The sequence below is a fragment of the Mucilaginibacter sp. UYP27 genome, assembly GCF_040547175.1.
In the GTDB taxonomy this organism is placed as follows: domain Bacteria; phylum Bacteroidota; class Bacteroidia; order Sphingobacteriales; family Sphingobacteriaceae; genus Mucilaginibacter.
This window is the reverse complement of sequence record NZ_JBEPPE010000001.1, coordinates 1,426,198-1,441,727: the sequence shown is the minus strand read 5'-3', so window position 1 is coordinate 1,441,727 and position 15,530 is coordinate 1,426,198. Positions and strand designations below refer to the sequence as shown.

Sequence of the window (15,530 nt, the reverse complement as noted above, 5' to 3'; positions counted from 1 at the left end):
AAGTCTCCCCTGCCGGGGGAGATTTAGAGGGGGCTACATGATATTACGAGCAGAGAATTTAATCAAGAAATATAAGCAACGTGCTGTTGTGAACGATGTGACTTTTAATGTTGCACAGGGCGAAATTGTGGGTTTGCTTGGGCCTAATGGCGCGGGTAAAACTACATCGTTTTACATGATAGTAGGTTTGATAAAACCTAACGAAGGCAAGATATTTTTGGATGACCAGGATATAACTACCGACCCTATGTACCGCCGCGCGCAAAAAGGAATTGGTTACCTGGCGCAGGAAGCATCGGTTTTTCGTAAGCTTTCTGTAGAAGATAATATCAAGGCGGTGTTGGAAATGGGTAAAATGCCCAAGGATCAGCAACAGGATAAATTGGAAAAGTTGATAGACGAGTTCAGCCTGCACAAAGTACGCCGTAACCGCGGCGATCTGCTATCTGGTGGTGAACGCCGACGTACTGAGATTGCCCGTGCCCTTGCTGCCGAACCGAACTTTATCCTGCTGGATGAACCTTTTGCCGGCGTTGACCCGATAGCGGTAGAAGAGATCCAGGCGATGGTTGCCAAATTGAGGCATCGCAACATCGGTATTTTGATCACCGACCACAACGTACAGGAAACGCTATCCATTACAGATCGCGCCTACCTGCTTTTTGAAGGCAAGATCCTGGAATCGGGCGTGCCCGAAGTATTGGCCGAAAACGAAATGGTACGTAAGGTTTATCTGGGTGCCAATTTTGTATTGAAAAGAAAAACATTCCCTCAATAAGAATCAAGAGTAAACACCCTTGGCTGATAAACCTTTTTAGGATTAACTTTATTTTTTTATATCTTGACTCTTGATTCTAACATCTTGACTCTCTACTATGACCATTTTTAACTCCGTATTTACCTGGTTCATGAAAAAGCGGATCCACCAGATAGAGCTTTTTATGAAATACCCCAACGAAGTACAGGAGGAATGGTTTGAGCAGCTTATTGCCGGTGCCGAAAACACCGAGTGGGGCAAGCAATACGGCTATAAAAGCATTGAAAACCTTGCCACGTTCAAAGAGCGCGTGCCCATCCAAAATTACGATACGCTAAAACCCTACATCGAGCGAATGCTAAAGGGCGAGCAAAATGTACTTTGGCCGTCAGAGATCCGCTGGTTCGCCAAATCATCGGGCACCACCAGCGATAGGAGTAAATTTATTCCGGTAAGTGAAGAGTCGTTAGAGGAGTGCCACTTTAAGGGCGGAAAGGATATGCTTACGCTCTACTTTAACAATCGCCCAAATGCCCGCATTTTTACCGGTAAAAGTTTAACACTTGGCGGCAGCCATCAAATAGGTCAGTTAAATTCAGACACTTTTTTTGGCGACCTATCTGCCGTGATCATGAAAAACCTGCCCCTTTGGGCCGAATTCTACCGTACGCCACATCTGGACATCGCCCTGCTGGATAATTTTGAAGAGAAGATTGAAAAGATGGCCTATGCTACCAAGGATGTAAATGTGACCAGCATCAGCGGTGTGCCTACGTGGAACATCCTGCTGTTTAAACGCATCCTGGAGATCACCGGCAAAAACAACTTGCTGGAAGTTTGGCCCAACCTCGAGCTTTATTTCCATGGCGCGGTAAACTTTACCCCTTACCGCGAGCAATTCAGGAAACTGATCCCGAATGATGACATGTATTACCTGGAAACCTACAATGCTTCAGAAGGTTTCTTTGGCATCCAGGACCTGGAAGAGCCCGGCGACTTGCTGCTGATGCTTGATTATGGTATATTCTACGAGTTTTTACCGCTTGAAAACCTGCATCAGGAAAACCCAAATACGCTGACGCTTGATGAGGTTGAACTGAATAAAAACTACGCGCTTATCATTACTACAAACGCCGGTTTATGGCGATATATGATAGGCGATACGGTGCGCTTTACTTCACTTGTGCCCTATCGCATCCAGATAACCGGCCGCACCAAACATTTTATAAATGCTTTTGGCGAGGAATTGATCATCGACAATGCTGAACGTGCACTTGCCGAAGCGTGCTCGCAAACCGGTGCCATCATCCGGGATTATACCGCCGCTCCTATCTACTTCAACGATAAAGAATGCGGCGCGCACGAGTGGCTGATAGAATTTGAAAAACGCCCCGCCGAATTTGAACGCTTTGTTGACCTGCTGGATGGAACCCTGCGCCGCGTAAACTCCGATTACGACGCAAAACGCTTTAAAGATATGGCCCTGCGCCGCCCACAGGTAAAGATCGTCGCTCAAAACACCTTTTTTAACTGGATGAAAGATCAAGGAAAAATCGGCGGTCAGCATAAAGTACCACGCCTCGCCAACAACCGCGATTATGTGGACGCTATTCTAAAAATGACAGAGCTTATTAAAAATTAGTGTATTGCGAATCCCCTTCTTGCAATTATTTAACACAAAGTTCACTATCATTTAATATTATACCTGTTTCATTGCAAAGGCTGTAGCCGTAAGGGTTATATAAACTAAACAAAATGAAAAAAGCTTTACTAGTGGTTGCGGTGATAGCCTGCCTGGCATCCTGCAAAAAAGATCACCCTGCTCTATCTCCGCTTAATGGAACATGGGAATTAAGGTCGGTATCCGGCGGCTTTGGCCCGGCTGTAGTAGTTGAGGCTGATAAAAGAGTAACCTATCAATTCACTATTAACAGCAAGTACCTTAAAACAGATGCTGCTAAAACTGAAACACGTGGCGAGTACAGACTAAACCTTACAGATGAATATAAGGGCTACAAAATAGGTTCAATTACATTTACAAATCCTGATTATACCGATGCTTTTGCCGTTAAAGCCGACACCATTAACATTGGAAGTTCAGCAGCTGACGGGCCAACCTATCAGTTCATCAGGATCAAGAAGTAATTGCCTGGTATAGTTTCACAGCTTCAACAGCTTCTTTAACATCATGCACCCGTAAAATACTCGCGCCATTCATTAGCGCAATGGTATTTAAAACGGTGGTGCCGTTAAGGGCTTGTTGGGCGTTGGTATCTAACAAGCCGTAGATCATTTTTTTGCGGGAGATGCCGGCGAGTATTGGCAGTTGCAAACTTTCAAATCCCTGCATCCGGTTCATCAGCTCATAGCTATGTTCGGCCTTCTTAGCAAAACCGAAACCGGGATCAAGGATGATATCGTGCACGCCTAACTGCTTTAACTGGTATATCTTCTGCACAAAGTAGTCGTACACCTCGGCAAAAACATCCTCATAATTGGCCAGTTGCTGCATGGTTTGCGGGTTGCCTTTCATGTGCATTAAAATGTACGGTACCTGCAGGCGGGCAACGGTGGCAAACATATCTTCGTCAAGGCTACCGCCGGATATATCATTGATGATATGCGCCCCTGCTTTTATGGCCGCTTCCGCAACGCTTGCGCGAAATGTATCTACTGAAATAATGGCTTCGGGATAATTAGCTGAGATAGCTTCAACAGCGGGCAGCAGGCGATCAGTTTCTTCCTGTACCGAAATATCTTCAGCACCGGGGCGCGACGAATAGGCACCAATATCCAGGAATGTAGCGCCCTCCAACAGCATTTTTTCGGCTTGTAAAAGCACATCTTCGGCAGTTATCTTCCGGCTTTCTGCAAAAAAAGAATCGGGCGTGATATTTATGATGCCCATCACTTTTGGAGTGGACAGGTCTATCAATTTACCGCCCGCATTTACGGTTACTTTTTTCTGAAAAAATGTATCTTTAGCCACTTTGTTTTGTTGAAACGTTGAATGGTTTGAAAGTTGTAAAGTTAAGTGAACTTTATTCAAATTTTCCTATCTCACAACGTCAACATTTCAACTTTGTAACATTAAAACATTACAACAAAAATTGAGCAACACAGCAGCAGAATACGAAGCGGTCATTAATATTTGCAGGGGGCTTTTTGTCAAAAAAACCCGCGATTACGGTACCGCGTGGCGCATCCTAAGACCAGAATCTATCACAGACCAAATCTTTATTAAAGCCCAGCGCATCCGTACGCTCGAAGAAAAAAAGGTTTCTAAAATTGACGAGGACATTACAGGCGAATACATTGGCATTGTAAATTATTGCGTTATTGCTATGATGCAACTGGATTGCGGCCCCGAGATACCCTATGAACTGGATGCTGCCGAGGTGGAAGTGATCTTCGACAACAAGGTGACAGAAACCAAAGAGCTTATGTTTGCAAAAAACCATGATTATGGCGAGGCATGGCGTGATATGCGCATCAGCTCCCTTACCGATCTGATTTTGATGAAAATACTCCGCGTAAAACAAATAGAAGATAACAAGGGCCAAACCCTTGCATCCGAAGGCGTAAAGGCCAACTACCAGGATATGCTGAATTACTCGGTGTTCGCGCTGATAAAACTGGGGGTGCAATGAGAAACAAACTGATCTGGTTTTGCCGTATAGCGGTTGGTTTGCTATTCATTTTTTCGGGGCTGATAAAAGCTAATGACCCGCTTGGCTTTTCTTATAAGCTGGAAGAATATTTCGAAGTATTCCACATGACGTGGCTTAACGGGTTTGCTTTAAGTTTATCCATATTGCTTTGCGCGCTGGAAATGATACTCGGTTTTGCCCTGCTTGTTGGTGCGCGCGCCATACAGGTTATTTGGGGGTTATTGTTGCTCATTATCTTCTTCGCGTTTTTAACCTTTTACTCGGCGTACTTTAAAGTGGTGCAAACCTGCGGGTGTTTTGGTGATGCTATACCGCTTACGCCTTGGCAATCGTTCACTAAAGATCTGATACTACTGCTATTAGTTCTCGTATTATTTGTAAACCGCAAAAGTGTAAAAGCTTTAACCAATACCAAAACCGGCGACAGGCTTTTAATTGGTGCTACCATTATTTCCATAAGCTTCGGGCTTTACACTTATAACTTTTTGCCAGTTTTAGATTTTTTACCCTACAAGCTTGGCGCTAATATTTTGCAGGAAATGAAAACCCCGCCGGGTGCCGCACCCGATGAATTTGAGGTTACTTATGTATTGAAAAACAAGAACACCCAGGATACCAAAACGATGTCAGACAAGGAATACCTTAAATCGGGCATTTGGAAGGATACCACCTGGAAAGTACAGGGTACCTCGGAAAGCAAACTGATCAAAAAAGGATTTGAACCTAAGATTCGCGACCTGAACATCCAGGATGCGCAGGGGAATAATTATAATGAAGAATTGCTGTCGAGCCCATTCTATAGTTTGTGGGTAGTAGCGTATAATCTGGATGAAACCAACCCCGAAGCAGTGAACCGCATTAACGCGTTGGCTGCCAATCTAACCCAGAATTACAATACCCGTACCATATTCCTTACCTCTAACGCGCCCGAGGGTGCACAAAAATTCGCCAAAGAACATAAATTGGTTAGCGAATTATTTTATGCTGATGGCGTTCCGCTGAAAAGTATGGTGCGATCTAATCCCGGTATTATGCTGATAAAAAATGGCGTGGTGGTAAATAAATGGCATTTTCATAACATGCCCAAGTACGACGATATTGTTAAAACCTACCTAAGCAAGTAATAATGGGACTGATATTTTTAGTGGGATTTATGGGCTGCGGCAAAACCTCCTGGGGCCGCAAACTGGCAGCGGGCTTAGGCTACGATTTTATTGATCTTGACCATGCGCTCGAAGCAAAAGTTGGCTCCACTGTAGCTGAGTATTTCGCATCGCATGGCGAGGATTCCTTCCGCAAACTGGAATGTGAGATCTTAAAAACAACTGACTATCCCCAGAATACCGTAATATCAACCGGCGGCGGCCTGCCCTGCTTCTTTGATAATATGGACTGGATGAACAGCCATGGGCAAACCCTTTATATCCAGCTTTCTCCCAAAGCGTTAGGCAACCGCTTGGAAAACGCTAAAACCCCACGCCCTGTTCTGCAAGGCAAAAAAGGCGACGAACTGGTAGAGTTTATTGAACACAAATTAGCCGAACGCGAAGATTTTTATTTGCAGGCTACCCACACGGTTAGCGGTATTGACATGAGTGTAGAAGGATTGATAGAAGTTTTGGGGTTAAAATAATTTAACCTTGTCGTTTGACAATTTACTTAATATGGCTTTTCTATCTCAGATAAACCGCATCTTCCTGTCCTTCCACGTCAATTACAACATCAACATGCTCCTTTATAACAGTGGAAAGTGCTATACCGGCATAATCAGTAGTTACCGGGAAATTCTTGTGGTTACGGTCTATCAATACCACTGTGCGTAATTTTTTAAGTGGCACATCCAAAAACACACCGAAGCCATAGGCAAGGGTTTTACCACTGTTAAGCACATCATCCACCAAAACAATTACTTTATCACTGCACTCCTGCACATAAAAATTAGTTTTAGCATGAAGCTGGCTGCTTTGTTTATCCAGCTCAATAGTTAATAAACGGCTTGTAAAAGGTGCAATTTTATCTAAAATGGTTTTTAATCGTTGTGCTATATGGTTGCCGCGAGGCAGAATGCCTGCGATCAGGATCTCGGTCTCATCAAAGTTATCTTCCAGTATCTGGTAAGCAATACGATCTATCTTTTGCTGTATTTGCTGCTGGTTTAATATCAGGATCTTTTTATCAGACATGGCATTTGTAATTGAAAACAAATATATATTAATAGTTTCTATGGTAGGAACTATTCTTGTTCAAGTTTAGGGTCAATTACCCAAGGTATATTTGTTTGAAAAGTTACTTCTATTAAACCTTCTTTATCTTCGAAAAATGCCATAAAATCGCCGGGGTCAAAACCAATCAGAAAATTATCCGTTATGGAAGTAAGCTCGACAGTATAACCACCTCCTAATAAAGGTGTATAGGCATTTTTTCCGCTTACAATACTACCTTTAAAATGAAACCAGCCAATTGTGTCATAAAAACCATTTGAAAATTTTTGATTTGTCATTATCTCAACCTCTTTGGTGTAATCTATTCCCAATTGTGTAAAAAGCACTTTTATTTTATCCGGAAATACACTTTCTCGAAATGCTAAATAATTTTTACAATTACCACAAGTACAAGAGTAGGCCCCGCCAAATTCAACATTAGCATACGTTTGCTGTGTTAATTCAACATCAACTTCAAATATCCAATCTCTAAACTTCACCGTTTTAATTGACATTGGCTTTTACCCTTTCACGTACGGATAATATACAAAATTTGCGCCCTCCGGAACTACCACAAACAGGCACATAAAGTCGTTTGGGTTTTTGTAGGTGGTTAGAAAACGTTCTTTTAATTCGGCTTTGATAATGCCGCGTTCTGTAAATTCTTCAATGGTTGATGCGTGGATGCTCCAGGCGGTGTTCAGTTCAATCCTGTCAAGGATCAATTCACCCAGTTTAATTTCATGCTGATGCGCGATGAATATTGGGTGTAGCGACAACCCTTCAACCCTAATTTCAACGGCTACCTCCCGAATAGATTCGTTAAAAAATTTGAGGTCGCGTTCTAAACTTACCAGCGGGCTATCCTTCTTCGGCTGTTTATCTTCTGCGCCCCTGTCTTTGTTAAAAAGTTCTTCAGCTTCCATATCAGTAGTATATCTTATTATTCTTGGGGTGGAGTTCGTGGTTTGGTTGTTTTGGCATTAAACCTTGGCTTAAAGGCAGGTTTGGTTGCAGCTGGTGCGTCTTCAACAACTGGTTTTTCTTCCTCAATAGGTATAGTTTCTTCGGCAAGCTCCTCTACTTTTGCCGCTTCGGCTTCGTCAGGTTTCGGTGCCAGGGCCTTCATATTAAACCGCGGCTTAAAAAAACCCGGTTTTGGTGTGGCTTCATTTACTTCGGGATTTGGCTTGATAGCTTCTTTAGCAGGTTCTGCTTCAGGTTTTACTTCCTCCGCGTCCGCAGATTTGGGCGCGGCCATCTGCATTTTAAAGCGTGGTTTAAATGCAGGCTTTGGCGTAGAAGGTTCAGATGACCCCTCCGGCTCGTTGGTACTCTTTTCCGGCTCAACTTCCTTATCAAAATCTTTAGTTTGCGGCCCATTTCCCTGGGTCATTTTTATGTTAAACCGTGGTTTAAACCCTGGTTTGGATGCAGGTGTTTCCGCCTTTACTTCTCCTGTATCAGTTGTTCGTGCTGTATTATCCGCCATATCTTGCATGGCAGCCTTTTCTTGTTGAAACGGAGGATCTTGGTCTTTCGTCTGGGCAGCCTCGTTAACTTCAGGCGTTGAAGTAGCGCTATCTGTAAAGGGCAGGTCTTTTACATCGCTGGTTTGCGCAGGCTTGTTTACCATTCCCGGTTTAAATCTTGGTTTAAAGCCCGTGGATGGCGCGGGGATGCTTTCTGTAAGCGTTTCCACAATGGTTTGCTCGGCCAATTGATTTTCAAGGTGTATCTTTTCCGGCTTTTGCTCGGGTGCCAGGTGATATTGCAGCCTCAACTTATTGAACCAGTATTTTTTGGTATGGTCGAAGCTTTTCTCGCCCATTTGGGTAAAGTGTTTTTCAAATTCGGCAAACAGGCCCGGCTCTGCTGTCTTTAAGGCAACAAGGTCTATCCGCTTCTTATTAAAAAACTCTTCAAAAGTCATTCTATATTAGATTTGAGATATGAGATTTTAGATGTTAGACAGAAGCCTTCTCGTATCAAATCTCATATCTAATGTCTCACATCTACAGCGCTACATCCACATCCAGCGTATTAAAATGGATGCCGGTTGCTGTTTGTTTCCAGTCCCCGCGTTCCTCGTCCGTAGCCTTCATCAGTTTTGGGAACCACTCCAGCGGGAAAGCTTGCTGCTTGCCATCGGCACGTTCCACAAAAAGCAAACCATTAGCAAAGGTTACCTTGACTTCTTTTTTTTGTTTGCTTGATGAAAATAGTGGCATGTTTTAAATTTGAAAATTTATTGATCTGAAAATTTGAAAATGAATAGGCAATTTTCAAATCACCTCATTTTCAAATCTTCAAATTTATTACTCCGCCATATTATGGTAAACCGCCTGCACGTCGTCATCTTCCTCTAAACGGTCAATGATCTTGAAAACATCAACAGACTGTTCTTCGGTTACCGATATATTTGATTGTGCAACACGCTCCAACTTAGCAGATCTGGTTTCGATGCCAATCTCTTCTAACGCTTTTTGCATCTTGCCAAAGTTTTCAAATGCGGTGTGTAATACGGCAATATCATTTCCTTCTTCGTCGGCCTCCACAAAAAGGTCTTCTAATCCGGCATCTATCAATTCAAATTCCAGTTCTTCCAGGTCGCGGTCGCCCGGGTCAAACGTAAATACAGATTTGCGGCTGAAGATAAAATCCAGCGAACCTGTTTTGCCCAGCGTACCGCCATATTTAGTAAAATAGCTACGTACGTTGGCTACGGTACGGTTAAGGTTATCAGTAGCGGTTTCTACCAAAATAGCCACACCATGCTGTGCATATCCTTCGTAAACAATTTCTTCGTAATCTTTTTCATCACGGCTTGTGGCACGTTTAATAGCGGCCTCCACCCTATCCTTAGGCATGTTAACTGCCTTTGAGTTTTGGATAGCCGTGCGCAACCGCGAGTTGGTATTAGGATCGCCACCGTTGGCTTTTACCGCCATTACTATCTCTTTCCCCAAACGGGTAAACTGCACGGCCATTTTGGCCCAACGCTTAAATTTTCTTTCTTTACGGAATTCGAATGCTCTTCCCATATTAGCCCCCCAGCCCCCTAAAGGGGGAGCCGGATATTTTTTTATTGTTATACCATAAGCCTACTTGTTCCCCCTTCAGGGGGTTAGGGGGCTCTAAATTACATTTTTTAAATTGGTTAGCATATCCTCCGTAATTTTAGGAAGGTCGTAATCTAACTGCCAGCCCCAATCCTGCTGTGCCTGCGTATCATCTATCGATTTTGGCCAGCTATCGGCAATGGCCTGGCGCGGGTCGTTATCGGCGTAGCTCATTTCAAAATCGGGGATATGCTTTCTAATTTCTTCGGCCAGTTGCTCTGGTGTAAAGCTGATTCCTGCCAGGTTATAGCTCGACCGGATGCTCAGGTTTTCGGCAGGTGCATCCATCAAATTAATAGTAGCGCGGATGGCATCGTCCATATACATCATTGGCAATGCCGTTTGTGCCGATAAAAAGCCCTGGTATTTTCCTTGCTTTAACGCTTCGTGGAAAATATGCACCGCGTAATCTGTAGTGCCGCCTCCCGGGTTTGCACGCCAGCCAATAAGGCCGGGGTAACGGATGCTGCGCACATCAACACCATATTTTGTAAAGTAATACTCGCACCAGCGTTCGCCGGCCAGTTTGCTAAAGCCATAAACCGTGTTAGGGTCCATAACGCAATACTGCGGCGTATTATATTGTGGCGAATGTGGCCCAAAAACAGCGATGGAACTTGGCCAGAATATTTTTGAAGTTTTAAACTCAACGGCAAAATCAAGTACGTAAAGCAAGCCGGTCATGTTAAGGTCCCAGGCCATTTTTGGCTTTTGTTCGCCTACGGCAGACAGTATGGCGGCCAGCAAATATACTTGCGTGGGGCGGTGCTTGTCAAATAAATGGTGCAAGTTATCCTTATCCAGCACGTTGGCAAACTCGAACGGGCCGGTATTGCGCAATGCATAGTTTGGGCTGTTTATATCTGACGCGATGACGTTTTCGGCACCATGTATATTCCTTAAAGCCGTTACCAGTTCGGTACCTATTTGGCCATTGGCGCCAATCACTAAAATCTTTTCGCTCATGCAGTCACAGGTTTGGGTACAAAGGTAAATTATTTTGTCTGAACCCGAATTTTGTCTGAACCCGAATTGATGAAATTTGAGGGACTTTATTGAATTATTGAAGTTAGAAATAGGCTGCGATCACTATTCATTTCAAAAATTCACTTAATTCTATAAATTCAGGTTCAGACATTTTGCATACCAATTTAGTAGACATTTCCGAAAAAAATCGCATATTTGGAGTTTAATCAACATACACACATAATTTAAAAACAGAAATGAAAGTCGCCGTAGTAGGTGCCACCGGGTTGGTAGGCACTAAAATGTTGCAGGTTCTTGCAGAACGCAACTTCCCCGTTACAGAATTAATTCCCGTAGCATCCGCAAAAAGTATTGGTAAAGAGATCACTTTTAAGGGTATGCAATTTAAGGTGGTTTCTGTTGAGGATGCGATAAAGCAAAAGCCGGACGTTGCACTTTTCAGTGCCGGTGGCAGCACATCTTTAGAGCAGGCCCCTTTATTTGCAGCGGCAGGCATTACTGTTATCGATAATTCATCGGCATGGCGTATGGACCCAACCAAGAAACTGGTTGTGCCCGAAGTTAACGCGGATGTACTTACCGCTGATGACAAGATCATCGCGAACCCAAATTGCTCTACCATACAAATGGTAGTGGCTTTAAAACCACTGCACGATACTTATAAAATTAAACGCGTTGTGGTATCAACTTACCAATCGGTAACCGGTACAGGCGTAAAAGCGGTTGAACAGCTTTTCAACGAGCGTAAGGGCATTGATGGGCCAAAGGTTTACCCTTACACTATCGATCTTAACGTGATCCCTCAGATTGATGTGTTTACCGAGAACGGTTATACCAAAGAGGAGATGAAAATGATATTGGAGACCAAAAAGATCATGGGCGACGATAGCATCAAAGTTACCGCAACCACTGTGCGCATCCCGGTTATGGGCGGCCACTCGGAGTCGGTTAACATCGAGTTTTTGCATGATTTTGACCTGAGCGAAGTACGCCAGCTTTTAGCGAACTCGCCGGGTATTGTTGTGGTTGACGATACCGCTAACCTGAAATACCCAATGCCGCTTGACGCGCACGATAAAGACGATGTATTTATAGGCCGCCTTCGACGCGACGAAAGCCAGGACAACACCCTTAACTGCTGGATAGTATCTGACAACCTGCGTAAGGGTGCCGCCACAAACGCGGTGCAAATTGCAGAGTATTTAGCTGAAAAGCATTTGATAGGACAGGCTGTAGAAGTGTAGAGCCTCACCCAACCTTCTCCAAAGGAAAGGGCTTAAGAAAATAAACAAATAGGGATAGTCGTTAGATTATCCCTATTTTTATTTTACGATGAAATTTCTAAAGCTGTGCCCACTCACTGTCATTTTATTTTTTGCCCGGGCAGCCTTTGCCCAAAACGCAAATACAGTTGAGAATGATCTATTAAAATCATTCAAAAAAATAAGTTATTGGGATGATGAACAACGCAAAGGCACTGCCGGAGCGGACGATTCGCTCATCAAGGCAAACAGCACTTTCGAAAAAAAGTTAAAAACATACACGCAACAATATCCCGCTACTATTAATGAGCCGTTTGCATCCTTAAAAAACGAGCGCCTGGACATATTCACTTCTGCAGACGGGCTTTTCAGGATCTACTCATGGGACACCTGGCTGGGCGGCACCATGCACGATTTTGCAAATATGCTGCAATATAAGATTGGGCAAAAAACACAATCCATATTATGGACCAGCACGGAAGGTAACTACATACCGCTCTTTAATAATCTGTACACATTTAAAAACGGTGGTAAAACATATTACCTGGGCATTTATGGCCGCATCTATTCCTCTAAAGACGCCGGAAGAGGCATCCAAATATTTGCAATAGAAAACGGGAAGTTGAATGAGGATGTTAAACTGATTAAAACGCAATCCGGCATGCGCAGTAAAATAAACTACACCTATGATTTCTTTTCGGTGGTGGATATTGCATTTGAAAAAAGGCCAACTATTACTTTTGATGCCGTTACAAAAACCATCAGCATCCCATTGGTTGCTTTAAACGGTAAAGTAACAAGCAAATTCATTACTTATAAATTCAACGGACAATATTTTGAAAAGGTAAAAAGTTAAATTCTATTCCCCCTTTAGGGGGTTAGGGGGTTTCCTTATCTTTACCCCATGCCTCAACAAAAAGCTGTAATTATTGGTGCCGGTATAGCTGGTATAGCAACAGCTATCCGTTTGGCGGCTAAGGGTTACGCGGTGGAGGTTTACGAGGCCAACAGTTACCCCGGTGGCAAGCTTTCCCAATTTGAGCAGAACGGCTACCGCTTTGATGCCGGGCCAAGCCTTTTTACTATGCCACAATACGTGGACGAACTTTTTCACCTCGCCGGTAAAAACCCGGCCGATTACTTTACCTACCAAAAGCTGGATGTAGTTTGCAAATATTTTTATGAGGATGGCACACGCTTAAGCGCCTACGCCGATACCCAACAATTTGCGCAAGAGATCCAGGATAAAACCGGCGAACCTGCTACTGCCGTTATTAAACACCTGGCAAACAGCAGCGATATTTACAGCATTACCAATCACGTTTTCTTAGAGCGGTCGCTGCATAAGTTAAAGACTTATTTGCGGTGGGATACAATAAAGTCTATAATCAGGTTTCCTAAGATAGACCCGTTCCGTACCATGCACAAGGCAAATGCTTCGGGGTTTAAGGATGCGCGGGTAGTGCAATTCTTTGACCGATACGCCACTTACAATGGTTCGGATCCGTACCAGGCGCCGGCCACGTTGAATGTTATCCCACATCTCGAGCATCATTTTGGCGCATACTTCCCCAACGGCGGTATGTACAGCGTTACCCAAAGTCTGGTGAAGCTTGCCGAAGAACTGGATGTAAAGTTTCATTACAATTATAAGGTGGATGAAATTGTTGTCATCAACAGCAATGCAAAAGGCATCCGCGCCAAAAGCGAAAATATTATAGCGGATATTGTGGTATCTAACATGGATGTTTGGTTTACCTATAAGCAATTGCTTGGCAAATACCCAAAGCTACATCCGCAGAAAATTTTAAACCAGGAGCGCAGCAGTTCGGCATTGATATTTTACTGGGGGATAAAAAAGCAATTCCCTGAACTGGACCTTCATAACATATTTTTTAGCGCGGACTACAAGGCGGAGTTCGACCACATCTGGAAACAGCAGGATATTTACCACGACCCTACCGTTTACCTCAACGTCAGCTCGAAATATAAAACAGACGATGCGCCCGCCGGGTGCGAAAATTGGTTTGTGATGATCAACGTCCCCGCTAATAACGGGCAGGATTGGGATAAGCTCATAGCGTATGCAAAAGCAAACATCCTTGAAAAGTTATCGCGGATTTTGGGGGAAGGAATTAGCGAATTAATAGTCAGCGAGAGCATCCTTGATCCGCGCAGCATCGAAAGCAAAACATCTTCTTATAAAGGGTCTATCTATGGCACAAGTTCCAACAATCAGTTCGCGGCATTTTTGAGGCATGCCAATCAATCGTCAAAAGTGGAGGGGTTATATTTTTGCGGAGGAAGTGTCCACCCGGGCGGCGGGATACCGCTTTGTTTATTATCAGCGAAGATCACTGCGGATATTATAAAATAACAATCTATTTCAACAACCCATTTTTGCGAGTTACGAAGCAATGACGCGAGGGGGAAAGGGCACTTGTTTTGATTCTTGGCTCTTGATTCTTATCTCTTGATTCTTATCTCTTGTTCTATTCTTCAACCATCCCCGCAAGCGCTTCAATCCATTTTGGGGAGTCGTTTAAGCTCTCTACCAATTGCACATGTTCGCCACCGAGCGCTTTAAATTCGTCGCCATATTCGCGGGTTACTTCAAAAACGGTTTCCAGGCAGTCGGCAACAAAGGCGGGGCAAAATACCAAAAGGCGCTTTTTACCTTCTTTAGCCAGATGGGCAATCACCTCGCTGGTGTAGGGCTGCACCCATGGGTCGCTGCCCAGGCGCGACTGAAAACAAACGGTGTACTTGTCTTTTGGCAAATTCATTTTGCCGGCAATCAGGCGGGCGGTATCGTGCGATTGCGCCGAGTAGCACAATTTATTGGTATCATTTAAAGTATTGCAGCAACCATCAACCTGCAGGCAGTAGCTGTGCGTATGGTCGCATTTTTTTAGCTGGCGCTGTGGCAAACCGTGAAAACTGAACAGGATATGGTCGTAAGTTTCGGGTTGATATTTCGCAGCATTATCAGCAAAGGTCTCTATCATCAGTTCGTTATCGTGGAACGAATTCAGAAATGATATTGTAGGGATGGTTTGCCATTCCTTAACCAGGTCCATCACTTTTTCTTGTACAGACCCTGTACTTGCTGATGCATATTGAGGGAAGAGCGGGATCACCTGAATGTCGCTAATCAAAGCATCTTTTAAACGCTGCAGGGCAGATTCTATAGAAGGGCTTTGGTAACGCATAGCCAGCTCAACCATGTAGCCATTGCCAAGGCGTTGCTGTAAAGCTGCCTGTTGTAATAAACTGTAGTGTAATAACGGCGAGCCGGTTTCTTTATCCCAGATAGCCTGGTAAAGTTTAGCCGATTTTGGCGCCCTAAACGGGACGATAATGCCTTTTACCAATACGGTGCGTAGCGCTGCATTAACGTCAATAACGCGCCCATCCATCAAAAATTCGTTCAAATACTTGCGTACATCCGCTGTCGACGGACTATCCGGCGTACCTAAGTTTACCAGTAAAACTCCCTTTTTTGCCATAATTTATACGGGTGCAAAAAT

18 protein-coding genes are annotated in these 15,530 nt (G+C 43.9%); 9 read left to right on the top strand and 9 right to left on the bottom strand.

What is annotated here, in order from left to right:
• Positions 1–37 precede the first annotated feature (37 nt).
• From lptB to ABIB39_RS06355, 3 genes are all read left to right on the top strand, one after another.
• Positions 38–778, top strand: a complete 741-nt coding sequence (gene lptB, locus ABIB39_RS06365) for an LPS export ABC transporter ATP-binding protein (RefSeq protein ID WP_354428305.1) — start codon at positions 38–40, stop codon at positions 776–778.
• Positions 779–875: 97 nt separating this feature from the next.
• Positions 876–2,399 (top strand): GH3 auxin-responsive promoter family protein, encoded by a 1,524-nt coding sequence (locus tag ABIB39_RS06360; RefSeq protein WP_354428303.1) that lies wholly within the window; start codon positions 876–878, stop codon positions 2,397–2,399.
• A gap of 113 nt (positions 2,400–2,512) precedes the next feature.
• Positions 2,513–2,902: a hypothetical protein gene (locus ABIB39_RS06355; protein WP_354428301.1), complete on the top strand. Its 390-nt coding sequence runs from the start codon at positions 2,513–2,515 to the stop codon at positions 2,900–2,902.
• Here ABIB39_RS06355 and folP read toward each other — a convergent pair.
• Positions 2,892–3,746, bottom strand: a complete 855-nt coding sequence (folP, locus tag ABIB39_RS06350; protein ID WP_354428300.1) for a dihydropteroate synthase — start codon at positions 3,744–3,746, stop codon at positions 2,892–2,894. The two genes, ABIB39_RS06355 and folP, sit on opposite strands and share 11 nt — an antisense overlap.
• Before the next feature lie 121 nt (positions 3,747–3,867).
• Here folP and ABIB39_RS06345 point away from each other — a divergent pair, with 121 nt between their 5' ends.
• Genes ABIB39_RS06345 through ABIB39_RS06335 form a run of 3 tightly spaced genes read left to right on the top strand, consistent with a single transcriptional unit; the run spans position 3,868 to position 6,061 of the window.
• Positions 3,868–4,407 carry a DUF1599 domain-containing protein gene (locus ABIB39_RS06345; RefSeq protein ID WP_354428298.1) on the top strand — a complete coding sequence of 180 codons (540 nt, stop codon included), beginning with the start codon at positions 3,868–3,870 and terminating at the stop codon, positions 4,405–4,407.
• Positions 4,404–5,552 carry a BT_3928 family protein gene (locus ABIB39_RS06340; protein WP_354428296.1) on the top strand — a complete coding sequence of 383 codons (1,149 nt, stop codon included), beginning with the start codon at positions 4,404–4,406 and terminating at the stop codon, positions 5,550–5,552. Before ABIB39_RS06345 ends, ABIB39_RS06340 begins: the two co-directional genes overlap by 4 nt.
• A gap of 2 nt (positions 5,553–5,554) precedes the next feature.
• On the top strand, positions 5,555–6,061 hold the full coding sequence (locus ABIB39_RS06335) for a shikimate kinase (protein WP_354428294.1): 507 nt from the start codon (positions 5,555–5,557) through the stop codon (positions 6,059–6,061).
• Between the two features lie 40 nt (positions 6,062–6,101).
• Here ABIB39_RS06335 and ABIB39_RS06330 read toward each other — a convergent pair whose 3' ends face one another.
• The 7 genes from ABIB39_RS06330 to ABIB39_RS06300 all read right to left on the bottom strand — a co-directional run bounded on the left by ABIB39_RS06330 (position 6,102) and on the right by ABIB39_RS06300 (position 10,717).
• The gene (locus ABIB39_RS06330) at positions 6,102–6,611 is read right to left on the bottom strand and encodes a phosphoribosyltransferase family protein (RefSeq protein WP_354428293.1); all 510 of its coding nucleotides are present in this window, start codon (positions 6,609–6,611) and stop codon (positions 6,102–6,104) included.
• Between the two features lie 50 nt (positions 6,612–6,661).
• Positions 6,662–7,144 carry a hypothetical protein gene (locus ABIB39_RS06325; protein WP_354428291.1) on the bottom strand — a complete coding sequence of 161 codons (483 nt, stop codon included), beginning with the start codon at positions 7,142–7,144 and terminating at the stop codon, positions 6,662–6,664.
• A gap of 6 nt (positions 7,145–7,150) precedes the next feature.
• Complete coding sequence (locus ABIB39_RS06320; RefSeq protein WP_354428290.1) at positions 7,151–7,555, bottom strand: hypothetical protein; 405 nt, start codon at positions 7,553–7,555, stop codon at positions 7,151–7,153.
• A 17-nt stretch (positions 7,556–7,572) separates the two neighbouring features.
• Entirely contained in the window at positions 7,573–8,562 is a 990-nt protein-coding gene (locus ABIB39_RS06315; protein WP_354428289.1) for a hypothetical protein, read from the bottom strand.
• An 82-nt stretch (positions 8,563–8,644) separates the two neighbouring features.
• On the bottom strand, positions 8,645–8,860 hold the full coding sequence (locus ABIB39_RS06310; protein ID WP_354428287.1) for a DUF2442 domain-containing protein: 216 nt from the start codon (positions 8,858–8,860) through the stop codon (positions 8,645–8,647).
• A gap of 87 nt (positions 8,861–8,947) precedes the next feature.
• Positions 8,948–9,673: a YebC/PmpR family DNA-binding transcriptional regulator gene (locus tag ABIB39_RS06305; protein WP_252759035.1), complete on the bottom strand. Its 726-nt coding sequence runs from the start codon at positions 9,671–9,673 to the stop codon at positions 8,948–8,950.
• Positions 9,674–9,766: 93 nt separating this feature from the next.
• Positions 9,767–10,717: an NAD-dependent epimerase/dehydratase family protein gene (locus ABIB39_RS06300; RefSeq protein ID WP_354428284.1), complete on the bottom strand. Its 951-nt coding sequence runs from the start codon at positions 10,715–10,717 to the stop codon at positions 9,767–9,769.
• Between the two features lie 257 nt (positions 10,718–10,974).
• On the opposite strand from ABIB39_RS06300, the gene ABIB39_RS06295 reads away from it, so the two are divergent.
• The 3 genes from ABIB39_RS06295 (at position 10,975) to crtD (ending at position 14,377) form a co-directional block, all read left to right on the top strand.
• Positions 10,975–11,982, top strand: a complete 1,008-nt coding sequence (locus ABIB39_RS06295; protein WP_354428282.1) for an aspartate-semialdehyde dehydrogenase — start codon at positions 10,975–10,977, stop codon at positions 11,980–11,982.
• A gap of 88 nt (positions 11,983–12,070) precedes the next feature.
• The gene (locus ABIB39_RS06290) at positions 12,071–12,856 is read left to right on the top strand and encodes a hypothetical protein (protein ID WP_354428280.1); all 786 of its coding nucleotides are present in this window, start codon (positions 12,071–12,073) and stop codon (positions 12,854–12,856) included.
• Positions 12,857–12,904: 48 nt separating this feature from the next.
• Positions 12,905–14,377, top strand: coding sequence for a 1-hydroxycarotenoid 3,4-desaturase CrtD (gene crtD / locus ABIB39_RS06285; protein WP_354428278.1), 1,473 nt, complete (start codon positions 12,905–12,907; stop codon positions 14,375–14,377).
• Between the two features lie 115 nt (positions 14,378–14,492).
• Here the strand turns inward: crtD and hemH are convergent, their stop codons facing one another.
• Positions 14,493–15,509, bottom strand: coding sequence for a ferrochelatase (hemH, locus tag ABIB39_RS06280; RefSeq protein WP_354428276.1), 1,017 nt, complete (start codon positions 15,507–15,509; stop codon positions 14,493–14,495).
• Positions 15,510–15,530: the final 21 nt, after the last annotated feature.

Coding starts and splice junctions, on each gene's coding strand:
- crtD (WP_354428278.1), top strand. CDS start 12,905: ATGCCTCAACAAAAAGCTGTAATTATTGGTGCCGGTATAGCTGGTATA.
- ABIB39_RS06330 (WP_354428293.1), bottom strand. CDS start 6,611: ATGTCTGATAAAAAGATCCTGATATTAAACCAGCAGCAAATACAGCAA.
- ABIB39_RS06295 (WP_354428282.1), top strand. CDS start 10,975: ATGAAAGTCGCCGTAGTAGGTGCCACCGGGTTGGTAGGCACTAAAATG.
- ABIB39_RS06315 (WP_354428289.1), bottom strand. CDS start 8,562: ATGACTTTTGAAGAGTTTTTTAATAAGAAGCGGATAGACCTTGTTGCC.
- ABIB39_RS06290 (WP_354428280.1), top strand. CDS start 12,071: ATGAAATTTCTAAAGCTGTGCCCACTCACTGTCATTTTATTTTTTGCC.
- ABIB39_RS06340 (WP_354428296.1), top strand. CDS start 4,404: ATGAGAAACAAACTGATCTGGTTTTGCCGTATAGCGGTTGGTTTGCTA.
- ABIB39_RS06355 (WP_354428301.1), top strand. CDS start 2,513: ATGAAAAAAGCTTTACTAGTGGTTGCGGTGATAGCCTGCCTGGCATCC.
- ABIB39_RS06360 (WP_354428303.1), top strand. CDS start 876: ATGACCATTTTTAACTCCGTATTTACCTGGTTCATGAAAAAGCGGATC.
- ABIB39_RS06300 (WP_354428284.1), bottom strand. CDS start 10,717: ATGAGCGAAAAGATTTTAGTGATTGGCGCCAATGGCCAAATAGGTACC.
- ABIB39_RS06335 (WP_354428294.1), top strand. CDS start 5,555: ATGGGACTGATATTTTTAGTGGGATTTATGGGCTGCGGCAAAACCTCC.
- ABIB39_RS06320 (WP_354428290.1), bottom strand. CDS start 7,555: ATGGAAGCTGAAGAACTTTTTAACAAAGACAGGGGCGCAGAAGATAAA.
- hemH (WP_354428276.1), bottom strand. CDS start 15,509: ATGGCAAAAAAGGGAGTTTTACTGGTAAACTTAGGTACGCCGGATAGT.
- ABIB39_RS06325 (WP_354428291.1), bottom strand. CDS start 7,144: ATGTCAATTAAAACGGTGAAGTTTAGAGATTGGATATTTGAAGTTGAT.
- ABIB39_RS06310 (WP_354428287.1), bottom strand. CDS start 8,860: ATGCCACTATTTTCATCAAGCAAACAAAAAAAAGAAGTCAAGGTAACC.
- ABIB39_RS06305 (WP_252759035.1), bottom strand. CDS start 9,673: ATGGGAAGAGCATTCGAATTCCGTAAAGAAAGAAAATTTAAGCGTTGG.
- lptB (WP_354428305.1), top strand. CDS start 38: ATGATATTACGAGCAGAGAATTTAATCAAGAAATATAAGCAACGTGCT.